The sequence below is a fragment of the Arenibacter troitsensis genome (genome assembly GCF_900177645.1).
Classification (GTDB): domain Bacteria; phylum Bacteroidota; class Bacteroidia; order Flavobacteriales; family Flavobacteriaceae; genus Arenibacter; species Arenibacter troitsensis.
In genome coordinates this window covers 300,277-312,451 of sequence record NZ_FXAO01000007.1, presented here as the reverse complement: position 1 = coordinate 312,451, position 12,175 = coordinate 300,277, and the positions used below count along the sequence as shown (strand labels likewise).

General features: G+C 35.1%; 6 protein-coding genes. All 6 read right to left on the bottom strand.

What is annotated here, in order from left to right; all coding sequences use genetic code 11:
* Nucleotides 1–127 precede the first annotated feature (127 nt).
* Nucleotides 128–1,483: a transposase gene (locus B9Y87_RS16800; protein ID WP_085500123.1), complete on the bottom strand. Its 1,356-nt coding sequence runs from the start codon at nt 1,481–1,483 to the stop codon at nt 128–130.
* Nucleotides 1,484–1,800: 317 nt separating this feature from the next.
* On the bottom strand, nt 1,801–3,666 hold the full coding sequence (locus tag B9Y87_RS16795; protein WP_085500122.1) for an AAA family ATPase: 1,866 nt from the start codon (nt 3,664–3,666) through the stop codon (nt 1,801–1,803).
* Between the two features lie 509 nt (nt 3,667–4,175).
* A complete protein-coding gene (locus tag B9Y87_RS16790; RefSeq protein WP_217807531.1) occupies nt 4,176–7,397 on the bottom strand; it encodes a type I restriction endonuclease subunit R in 3,222 nt (1,073 codons plus the stop codon).
* The gene (locus B9Y87_RS16785; protein ID WP_085500120.1) at nt 7,378–8,844 is read right to left on the bottom strand and encodes a DNA polymerase; all 1,467 of its coding nucleotides are present in this window, start codon (nt 8,842–8,844) and stop codon (nt 7,378–7,380) included. Before B9Y87_RS16785 ends, B9Y87_RS16790 begins: the two co-directional genes overlap by 20 nt.
* Entirely contained in the window at nt 8,841–11,186 is a 2,346-nt protein-coding gene (locus tag B9Y87_RS16780) for an RNA-directed DNA polymerase (protein ID WP_085500119.1), read from the bottom strand. Before B9Y87_RS16780 ends, B9Y87_RS16785 begins: the two co-directional genes overlap by 4 nt.
* Nucleotides 11,161–12,174, bottom strand: a complete 1,014-nt coding sequence (locus B9Y87_RS16775; protein WP_085500118.1) for a ComEC/Rec2 family competence protein — start codon at nt 12,172–12,174, stop codon at nt 11,161–11,163. The genes B9Y87_RS16780 and B9Y87_RS16775 overlap by 26 nt, the downstream gene beginning before the upstream one ends.
* Nucleotide 12,175: the final 1 nt, after the last annotated feature.

The window sequence follows — 12,175 nt, the reverse complement described above, 5'->3', positions numbered from 1 at the left end:
CTTAGATTTTATTTAGGAGCATTTTTTTATGCCCGATCTTGATTTTTGAACAGGAGGTATGCTCTTGGATCGATTTTGGTAGGGCCTTTGGCCAGGTATCCCATGATTTCTTTTGCCCCGCCCTGGATTATGCCGCTTGTTGTAGTGTTCTGGCCATTCGCCTACCGATCTCCAGGGCATTTGCCGTATGGATACCGAAGAATATCCACAAGATCTCTGTCTCTTTGGTCCTGGCCTTGATCTTTTTTAGGTGGTAGTGCTCTTTTTCCTTGCCAAAACTTCCTTCCAGTCGCGTGGCCCTTTCCTTGGTTATCATGGCCGCCATCTGTCTGCGCTGCCCTTCGTGTTTCCCTGCCCTTCCCTTGCGCTTGAAGTCGGTCCCTATACCATACTTGGTGGCGAACTTTCTGTTCTTGTTGGTGGCATAGATGGCATCCGCCCCGGCCAGTCTGGTCCTGGTCCGGGTAAGGTGCTGTACCCTGAAGATGGTTTCCTGGAACCGGTTGCCCTCATGGAAGGCATTGAAGTTCAAATGCTCTATGAAGCTGATGCCGTCGATCTGGAACTTGTTGACCTTTGCCCCGAACTCAACGGCCTTTATTTCCTTCCCGCGCACGATCGGCCTGAGATAATCCTTGCAGATACTTACGATACGCCCTGTCGGTTTTTCACCGGTATGGAAGATCCGGTGCTGTTGTTCGTATATCTTTCTTATCGTTGCCCTGCGCCGATGGTACCTCTCCGGCATTCGGAGTCCATGGCCCTTTTCCAGTTTGTCCAGCTCGCCATCGATCTTGTCAAGGAGCAGAAGGAGGCTGCGGTCCAACCTGGTCCGTTTCGACCTGGTCTTGCGCCGCATCTTGCTGTAGGAGATGTTGCGCCTTTTCCATTTCAGATACTTGGTCCGGGGGGTCTTTATCCCCAGGACCTTACAGATAGCCTTTAGTTGGCGGTAGCTCCAATCCACCGATTCCCATAAAAGTTTCTCGTTGGTGGGGTACCTGAGCTCGCTCTCGTAACAGGTCGCATCCATCACTACACTATGCTTATCGCCGATGTGCGCCGACCAGGAACCGAAAAGTGTCCGTTGGACCTTATCGATATCCATCTTTTTGGCCAGTTCACAACGGATCTCGCTAACGATCTTATAGTTCGTCAGACGCTTGCCCCCAAGATCGATGCCACAGAAGAACTGGTAATCGATATTACCGTTGAGCTGCTCCACCAAACGTCTGTCGGAACATCCGGCATAATGCTTTAGGAACATCAGGGCCAGTTTCCCCTTGGGACCGAATATCGATAGCGGCCCTTTTCGGGCATCGCCCAGACCAAAGGTCCGTACCAGTTCCTCCCATGGAACGGCAGTATAGATCTTCCCGAGGTCTCCCTCCAAAAAGCGATCGAAGAACAGTTCGAACTGCTCGGTGCGCGATGTAAATAAAAAAGTGTGCTGAAAATTGTCGAATCTGCGTATATTGTACATACGTAATTAAGATAATACCCCGTTTTTAGAGCTGGAGACTCATATTCGGGGTTTTGTTTTATCTAAAATACGAATTAATATGCTGAATATCAAGTGTTTAATCTACTTCTGAAGGTGCCTACACAAACTTATTTAAAGGCGTTTGATAGTGCCGTTCTGGATGGGGCCAGTGAGCTTCTTTTGTAGGGGTTTGGAACCAAGTCTACCTCACAAATTCCCGAAAATTATCTCGATGTACAACTGCAATTTTCGAGTCATAAGCTTCTATAAAAGATTTAGGAAATTTTAGAATTCATCAATTATTGGACATTTATTATTTATTCATTAGCCTTTTTAATGGCTTCAATTATTGTAGTTATTGCTTTTTGGAGCTCATCACTTTCAATACTGAACCCATTATGGACAACTTTTTCCGCTACTTTTATTTTATCAATTTGGTTGAAATTTTTCTTGGTTCTATCTAGACTGAACTCTATTTCTCGTCTTAATTCCTCAGATTTTATACCGGTTAGAGAGCCATCTTTGTTTTTTTGAATTTTACTAAATAAATTATTGCTTAATTTAATACTTGGCCTAAAATTTGGCTTTGCATCTAAATCAACATATTTACATCTATCCCCAAAATCACCTGATTCAATTTCAATATTTTTCACCTTGTGAACATCTTTCACGGCCTCAATGAAATGATTAAATGGTATATAATTCTCTATCTCCCTTAATTTTGTCAACCAACAATATGCTTTATTTTTTCTGAACAAATCAACTATAGCCTTTTTTTTAAGGTTATATCTTTGCCCAGATTTTGTTCTGTCACTGTCCATTATTAGCGCATAATTTTGATTTAAAGATTTTATGAACTCTAGGTTCAAATCGCCATTGTTTAATAAAAAATGTTTATACGAACTTCCACCATAAAACATTATACTGTAGTCCTCACCTTCTACTAGTGAATTATCAATATATTTTATTAAATAATTAAGATAAATCTTATCACTTTGTCCTTCGACCCATAAAAGATAGTTTGTTTGAAACAGATCATTTGGTTTATACCCCAGATCCTTCAATATCGAAATTTTTTCTGTTTTGATATCAGAATGATGTATATGAGTTTTTCCTTTTTTCTTCGAAATAATGAATATTGAATTTTCAGGGGAATTAATGAAAACGGATGAATGAGTAGATAAGAAATAAGTGTGGTTTTCAAATTGGCATATAGACCTATATAAAAGTCTTTGCCACTTTGGATGAAGATGTGTTTCTGGCTCTTCAATGAATACCAGATGAGGTTTTCTTCGATTTATAAATATTGGAAACAGAATTATAATTAAAGTTTGGAGACCATCACCAAGTTTATAAATTGGAAACTGTAAATCGTCCCCTATTTTAATATGCAAAACATCATCATCGTATTTTGGTATTAAATTTATTTTCTGTCTAAAAACATTAATTTCTAAAAAAGTTTCAAATTGCTTTATTTCGTTCCTTTCCGATTCATCTCCTAATAGAAGTTTTTTAATCCATTCATAAATTGATAAGCCAGTAAAGATCAATCCATTCGGAATTGTCTCCTTAAAATAATCATTCTTAGTTCTATTTAAATATATATCGGTGTTCAAAAAATTCTCGCCTTCTTGTGCTATTGGCCGAAGACCTCTCAAAATCGGAATGTATATTTTATCAACCAAACTATTCTCAATTCCCAACCTTTCCACAATTGAACCAAATGAGGCTGTAAGGGTTTCAACTTCAGAAATCACAGGTGGAATTTTATATGCCATAGAATCGTTTGTCAAAACAAATTCTTGTTCTTTAAGTGTGCTTAAAAACCAGTATAATGTTAGAATACTTTTTATAGAATTATCGTTGTCCTCATAAATATCTTTTGCATATATATCTAAGCTACTTCGATATTTATAGATCACTCCATATCTTTTTATGTTATCAAGTCGCGCAAATATTTGAACCAAAATATTATTTAATGTGTTCTTTATATTTTCATCAATACTGAAAATAAATTTTACAAGGTTTGTTTCGGAAAAAATTGTTCTTAAAAATCTACTTTTCCCTGAATTGTTTACGCCAACTAAAGTATTTACCTGTTTAAAATTATTAATAATACCAAAGTAGTTGGTACCACTAAATTGACCGTCCAGTTTTTTGTCAAATTTGATTCCTTTAATCATAAATCTGCCTATTTGTATTTCATATTTTAAAATGCACTTTTCAATGTGCAAATTCACTCCCCTTTTTCAAATCCAAAAAATCCACACTACATTCTAAAGAAATTGTTTACTTATAAATGCGAACTATAATTGCAAATTTGATACTAACATTTATTCACACCTTTTTTATTATATCAACTATAATTTCCCCTTCTAGTCGGACATTAAATTAAGTTAGGATTTTTATTTTACTGTAATATGACCAGAAGAAAGCACAATCCGAATTTTAAGAAGCACCCGTTTAATTTTCTCAAAATTCAGGTGTATGTCGGTAATTTCTAATAACTAATTATAATCTGTGGAAAATTTGATTAACGATTCCCATAGCACATCATCAATTTCCAATCATAACCACTTCATTAAGGCATCCTGTGCCATTTGAAAGTTAAATTCTTTGGAGGCAATAACCTCTTGAATTTTTGGAGATTAGATTACACGAATTATTTCTTCTTGATTCATCAATTTTATTATTAATTATTCCAAAACTCAGCCAAAGCTTCGGCCTGTTGCAATACCGTCTCAGTAGCCAACTTTTGCAAATCCGGTGGATAACCATATTGTCGAAGCGTTCTTTTTACGATTACTTTCAACTTCTTTTTAATTGATTCCTTTACAGTCCAGTCAATGCTTGCATTTTCTTTAACACGCTCAACTAAAACTCTTGCCAATTTGAGCAAAGTTTCATCGCCTAATAAATCCTTGGCACTTTGATTATTGGCCACCGCATCATAAAAAGCCAATTCGTCCCTGGATAAGCCCATTTTATCTCCACGCTTATCTGCTTCCTTTATTTCTTTGGCCAAATCAATCATTTCTTGTATGATTTCTGCTGCTGTTATCAAATTGTTTTGATAACGCTTAATGGACGACTCCAACATTTCCATCAAAGATCTGCTCTGAACTACGTTATGCTTCAATCGAATTTTTATCTCATCGTTCAACAATTTTTTCAAAACTTCCAAGGCAAGGTTTTTGTGCTTCATATCTCGCATTTCTTCCAGGAAGTCATCGTCCAATACCGAAAGTTCAGGTTTCTTAATTCCTGCTGCATCAAAAATATCCACCACATGTTCTGAAACGATGGCTTGATCTACCACCTGTTTAATTGCGGTTTCTATTTCGTAATCGGACTTGCCACCAGTTTGAGCTCCTGTATCAAACTTTTGAATGCGAGCTTTAACTGCTTGAAAAAATGCAATTTCATCTTTGGCATCCATGGCTTCTTCATGCGGCAGTGCAATGGCAAATGCTTTGGATAATGCCGTAACTTCTCGAACAAAACGATTTTTACCATCTTCTAAACTCAGTACATGTTCTACTGCTGAGAGTATTATTTCTAGCTTTTGCTTAACTGAAGCATCAAAATAATCTTCGTAGGCAAAAGGCTTCCCGTATAACGTTTTATCTTCGGCTGCCATTTGATAGCTTACATTGTCCAAGACGGGTTTTTCATCAAACAATTGAGAAACCACCTCCAGCTTTTCCAACATTAATTGAACAGCTTTTTCCTGTGCTTCTGCCGGATCTCCTTTCCCTCCACTATCAGAATAAAAAGAAAGGGCTTTCTTCAAATCGGATGCAATGCCAAAATAATCAACTACCAACCCACCTGGTTTGTCTTTATAAACCCTGTTTACCCTTGTAATTGCCTGCATCAGGTTATGACCTTTCATCGGTTTGTCAATATATAGGGTATGCATGCTAGGAGCATCAAACCCTGTAAGCCACATATCACGAACTATGACTAACTTCAACGGATCCGAATTGTCTTTCATTCTATCTGCCAAAGCTCTTCGTTGATCTTTGGAAGTATGGTGTTTCATCATATCCGGACCATCTGATGATGCAGCTGTCATAACTACTTTAATGGCTCCTTTATCTAAGTCATCATTGTGCCAGTGTGGGCGAATATTTATTATTTCATTATATAAGTCCACTGCAATCTGACGACTCATGGAGACAATCATTGCCTTGCCTTCCAAACCGCTATTGCTTCGTTCCTCATAATGGAAAACGATGTCCTCGGCCACTTTTCTTAAACGCTGCGGACTTCCAATAATAGCTTCGACCTTAGTCCACTTGGCTTTGGCTTTTTGTGTCTCGGTTAATTCATCTCCCTGCAATTCCTCATCCAAATCTTCAATCAATTGTTTACCCTCTTCCGAAAGGTTAATTTTTACCAACCGGCTTTCATAATAAATTGGAACGGTAGCTCCATCTTCAACTGCTTGGGCAATGTCATAGATGTCCACATAATTACCAAAAACAGCAGGAGTGTTGTTGTCTGTTGATTCCACTGGAGTTCCTGTAAAACCTAAATATGTTGCATTGGGTAGCGCATCACGCATATATTTTGCAAAACCATACACCAAGCGTTGACCAACCACATTGCCATCATCGTCTTTTACATCTATGGTTTTAGGTTTAAAGCCATACTGCGTACGGTGGGCTTCATCGGCTACCACTACAATATTAGTTCTAGCAGATAGCTCTTCATATACATTACTGCCATCTTCGGGTTGAAACTTTTGTATGGTAGCAAATACAATTCCTCCTGAAGCTACTTTTAGTAAATCTTTTAAATGTTCCCTGTTGTCTGCTTGTACTGGGACTTGTCTTAACAACTGTTTGGAGGAGGCAAAGGTGTCGAATAACTGATCGTCCAAATCGTTACGGTCGGTTATCACCAAAACGGTAGGATTGTCCAGTTGCAAAACGAGCTTACCTGTAAAAAATACCATAGAAAGCGATTTTCCACTTCCTTGGGTATGCCACACTACGCCACCTTTACGATCCCCGTCCGAAGCCGTAGCATTGGTAACTGATGCAATTGCTTTGTTTACGGCATAATACTGATGATAAGCAGCTACCTTTTTTATGGTTTGAATGGTGGTAATACCAGTTGCGTCCACTTTTTTACTCTCCTCGAAAACAATAAAATGACGAATGTAATCCAATAAGATAGTGGGATTCATTAAACCCTTAATAAGTACTTCTAACTGACTGCTTAGGGTAGAAGCTTCTTTGATGCCATCACTTGTTTTCCAGGCTAAATAGCGTGAAAAACCTGCGGATAACGAACCTGCTTTAGCATCTGCACCGTCTGACAATACACAAAATGTATTGAAAGCAAACAGGCTGGGAATAGTCTCTTTATAAGTTTGAATTTGTTTGTAAGCCGAAAGTAGGGTTGCGTTTTCATCTACTGCATTTTTCAGCTCAAACAACACCAACGGTAAGCCATTTATAAAAAGAATAAGGTCAGGGCGTTTGTTATTATTATTCTCAATAATGGTGAATTGGTTCACCACTAAAAAATCGTTCTGGGTGGGGTTATTAAAACCCAATAACTGAACTCGATCACCTCGCTGTACACCATCTTTGCGGTATTCTACCGGAACTCCTTCGGTAAGTATTTTATGAAATGCCTGATTGTTGACCATCAGCTCTGGTGAGGCAATACGTTCCACAGCTTTTAAAGCTTCTTGCCGCGCCTCAAAAGGGATGTTTGGATTGTTCTTGGTTATGGCTTCTTGAAGACGTGAACGCAATATGACATCTGCGAAGGAATTACGTTCAGGTTTGTTTCCGTCTGGTGCTATTTCAGCACCATGAATATAGTGCCAACCCAGGCTTTGCAATTCCTCAATGGCCCATAATTCTATGTCGTTTTCAGTTAGTTTGGTCATCATAGAAGTTTTTAATGCTTACAGAATGATTTATACCAGGGCATCTTTTGGCAAAAACATCAATAAAGGCACTTTTCAACTTATCTTTAACATTATCTTTATCCTCATGTTGAATATTAATTTGATATAATGCTGCATCATGCATTGGTAAAACAAAATCAATTTCAGGAATCTCTTTTTCAACCTTTAAAAGGGCTTCTTTAAATATCAAGGAAGCCTCGGCTTGTATTCTATGACTCAAAGCAATGGACTTGTCCTCTAATTCTAATACTCTATTATTACCATTACTACTCCCTATTTTACCTGATGACTCTATTTCATTTTCAATTTTATCCTTGAATGTACTAAGCTTTGTGAAGGATTTGAAATAATCATTTTCAGGTATTGAATTAAATTCGACACCATACATATACATATAAAAAAGTATTTTAGCATCATCTCTTGTTCTAGAGTCATCCCATACCTTTTTATTTATGTCGTCATAAATATCTTCACTATAAAGGTCTTGAAGTTTTTTATCTTCACTTAAAGAAGCTAATATGCCTGCTTCAAATTGAGAGAAATCTATATATATAAACTCTTTTCCAATATCCGGTTTAATGACCTTTCTTGTTTGTTTTCTTAAATTTTGAAGTCCAGGTTGTCTAAGTGTAATCCTTGATGAAATTGAACCAAATCCATGATAACTAGGATAAGTACGTGAATGTCCACCTCTTGTCATGGTTAAGTATAGTAATGCGCTCAATTCATTTTTTGTTCTTAACATTTTATAGAATAAATCACATAATTCTATTTTATTCTTGTTGTTCTTAAACGTGGCCAATACAGATCCTTTTATTTCAATTCCTTCTTTTTTTAAATACTCCAATTGAGTTGATCGTTTTTCAGGAGTATAGATTTTATGATTGAGTTGTAATTCATTTTTAATTTCATAAAGTTCTTCTTCTGTACTCTTTATTAAACCAGGGTATAAACTTTCATCAATGGCTAGACCTTTACGTTGACGATTATATATCAATTCATTAATAGGAATTTCTATACTTCTTAATCGATCAAGTTCATCGGGGTCGCTCACCTCAATAGTCTTTTGGATAAAGTCTCCTATCTTTAATAAGTATTCGTTTATTGAATCCTGAATTTTAAACTCGTCAGATAAATAATTTTGCTCCTTTAAAAACTTGAAGAAGTTCCACTTTTTCTGAGTTTCTAAAGGTTTCGACTTTTGTAAGAATTGCTTAGTAAAGGATTCTATATCAATTAATATTGGTAAATCTTTTTTAGGGAATTCATTATCAAACTCTCTTATGAAATCGGATATTTGTAAGGAATAAATATAATCATCATGTTGAATCCGTTTTTGAATTTCAATAATAGTCCCCTTATTTAACTCACTTGAATTGATATCAAGCAAATGCCAGTTTTCATTGGCTTTAAAAATTACCTTCATCATAAAGAATACATTTGTATTATTTCCGAATAATCTTCATCACACTCTCCATTAATATAGATCAATTCTTTGTCTTTATGTTTATGTAAAGACTCGTGAATAGCAGTGTTATCCTTTTTGTTACAAACATCCTCAGTAGTAAAGCTCCTTAATGTTATCAGGGCTGCTCTTTCTTGAAACGAGCCACTTATATAATCGTCCTTATATTTATTCAAAACTATTCTTTTATAATTTTCATCGATACTCCCCATGTAGATCATCATAGCTGCAACAACGGGTCGGCTAATCACATCGTTTGAATCGAGAACATTAGAAACGTAATTAGATAAAACAGTATTGCTTATCTTATGCTTTGCCAGCAATAACCATAAATGATAGCATTGCCAAGGGTAAGTATTGTACATTTTTTCAGTAACTATCTCTGTAATTTCGTTCCATATATTGCTTGGCACGTATTTATTATCGATAATTGCGATTAAATATACTATTTGTGTTGTAAGCCAAGGACGTTCCTTCAAAAGTTTAGGTAGTAGTTCTAGTATCTTTGATATTTTACCTTTATAATTTTCAATTGAAATTCCCCGTACTTTTCCCTTTTTTAAGATTGTAAGAGCTTGAAGCAATGTTCTTTCATTGTTACCCTCACCAATTGAATCTTCCTCTAAATATTCAATAACTAAATTAATAGCTAAATGAAATGCTTCATTTCGATAAATAATACTATCTGATAAAGATAACGCTGATAATTTACTTCTTTTTAAATTGAAAAAATTGCGATATTCATTTTGAATTTCTTCTTTTTGTACTTTTTCAAGGGGTTTTAAATTAATAATTCTAGTTTTTTGACTATTCAATGAAAGCTTCAATTCCCTTAGCTTCATTTCAATTAATCGTAGGAATCGTCTAGCTTGAAATTCATTATCGCAAAATATTTTAATGTCGTCCATAAACCGTAAATATTTAGGAACTAGATGAGTCATATAAGTATCTACCTCATTCAAATAAAATGTACCTAATAATGAAGAGGCGTCATTATTTTGAGGAATACCACTTTTGGTTTTTGAAGAAAAAACATTCAAAACACCTCTTAATTCTTCTGTAGCTATTCTTTCATTTGGAGAACAACATACGGCCAAAAGCTTATCACAAAGAATATCTGTATTTATGTTGTCATAAAAATTCAATATGTCTATCTCTATTATATAGTTATGTTGGTGCGAATACTTCTTAATCTGATATTTTATTTTTTTCCACTGTTCGACTCCTGAAATAATTAAAGCCCCTTTGCCGGAATAGCTATATCTGGAAGAATAAACCTCAGGAATTAAACAAGAATCAATACTATTCCCTAATACATCCACTAATTCAGTATAATATAGCCTATCTGGATAATGCATCACAAGTGCCTTTCGGAGTGTAAAAGAAGATTTTGGCAAGAAAAAAGTCTCTGCTTTAGTTACTTGATATCTCTTACCTAAGAAATTGTCATGAAAATATTTAAATAAAAAATCACTTCCTCTGAGATCTACATAAGATAGTGGGTCGTGAAACCAATCATCAACGCAATCCGCTTCTACTTTAGTTGTTGCATTTATTAAATTTAAACGAACCTCATTTATAATTACTTCTTCAAGATTAACAACTAAACTATCATTAACAACTCGAACAACTTTTGATTCATTCTCTATATTAATTGGTTCCAAACCACGTTTTACCAATATTGAGTTTATATCACTAAAAGAAATATCAACTGCATCTATATATTGACCTTCCAACTCTTCGGTTGGATGCCTCATTATAAAACCGTGTAGAACAGGCCTATCTGTTGATAATATACCTGAACCTGAACATCCTTTTAACGAACCGGGCTGTGTAAATTTTGATATTGTATACCTTTTGTCTTCAGGATCACTTTTGGTTAAATCTAAATTTTGTAATTTGTCAGGCATTACCGAAGTAATAGACCATGACATACACTTATCACTAATATTATCTGAAACTTGAATGTTAGGTATAGATGGATCTTCTATTTTATCAATTAAAATTATGACTAAATCAACTTCAAACTCAATGAAACGTTTCGATATTTCTTTATTTGAAATATAAAAACACCTATTTAATTGCTTGTCTTTATGAGCAAGTATTTCTATAAAACTAATATCTTCAATAAAAACTTCTGTGTCCTCGTCGTCTTCGTAAAATGAATGTTTTGCTGTGAATATATAATCGTATCGATTTAATGCTGTTGTCTTAATTAAAAAACCAGACGACGATTTTGGAACACCTGATATTTCAGTATTAATCTTAATCGCACACCTTTTAAATTGCTGAAAAACAGTATCCATAATCTTTATTGTTCCCTATTAATTCAAATTTTCCTTTTTTAGTTTCAACCTCAGTTATTTGAAGCTTATCGATAACCTCTTGGTAATTAAAATAAAACTCAGTTTTACCTTCAGGTTTAATTCTCCCATCAAGGACTTTTAATATTGTTTTCTTATTTGGCAAATAATGATTGTTTCCATCAGTACTAATGAAATATTTATCACAGGCTATTTTTGAAAGAATTTCTTTGGTAATATTTCTGTGACTACCATGATGAGGTAATTTAAAGAAATTGTATTGCAATAATTTATTATCATTTCTTTTAAAAAGATCAGATACAACTTGCGCTAATCTTTTAGGAGTAATATCTGCGGTTAATAATGTTTTGAAATTATCACTTTCAACTTCCAATACAATACTACTTTCATTGGGAGGTGATTTATCTAGTTTCTTATCTGACACATACTTTGATAAATCTACGAGACTTTTCCCCCAATCGCCTTCAGAGAGAGATGATAAGTATGCGCCTGAATTATTAGAATAACTATCCACAATCTCATCTGTTGGAGATAAACAATTAACCCTAAAACTTCCAATATTAAAAATATTTGATTTTTCCGTTAATAATTGGTCCCAAAGAATATCTAGTTCACAAATTTTTTCCTCCAATTGATATGCCTGCTTATATGATAGTTCATTGGAACCAGTAGATATTTTTTTTCCTAAAAACAATCTAGGTGAATTAAAATAAATCCTTTTTATAAAATCCTTTGCAACTCCAAAACGATTATTACTAAGCTCCTCAAATAGTTCCAAAACTCCTTTGATATGGTCTGAATCATGATGAGTAACAACTAGACAATTTAAACTTTCACCCTTATTATAAATTGCATCTAGTTCATTAAATAAGTAGGTAGCATCATCCCCTCCATCAACCAGCATATGTTCTCCTTTACTACTTACTAGTATTGCATCACCTTTCCCAGCTTTTAAAAATTTAATTTCCATA

Bases quoted from the DNA above. Each gene is read 5' to 3' on its own strand.
- B9Y87_RS16800 (WP_085500123.1), bottom strand. From the start codon at position 1,483: ATGTACAATATACGCAGATTCGACAATTTTCAGCACACTTTTTTATTT.
- B9Y87_RS16795 (WP_085500122.1), bottom strand. From the start codon at position 3,666: ATGATTAAAGGAATCAAATTTGACAAAAAACTGGACGGTCAATTTAGT.
- B9Y87_RS16790 (WP_217807531.1), bottom strand. From the start codon at position 7,397: ATGATGACCAAACTAACTGAAAACGACATAGAATTATGGGCCATTGAG.
- B9Y87_RS16785 (WP_085500120.1), bottom strand. From the start codon at position 8,844: ATGATGAAGGTAATTTTTAAAGCCAATGAAAACTGGCATTTGCTTGAT.
- B9Y87_RS16780 (WP_085500119.1), bottom strand. From the start codon at position 11,186: ATGGATACTGTTTTTCAGCAATTTAAAAGGTGTGCGATTAAGATTAAT.
- B9Y87_RS16775 (WP_085500118.1), bottom strand. From the start codon at position 12,174: ATGGAAATTAAATTTTTAAAAGCTGGGAAAGGTGATGCAATACTAGTA.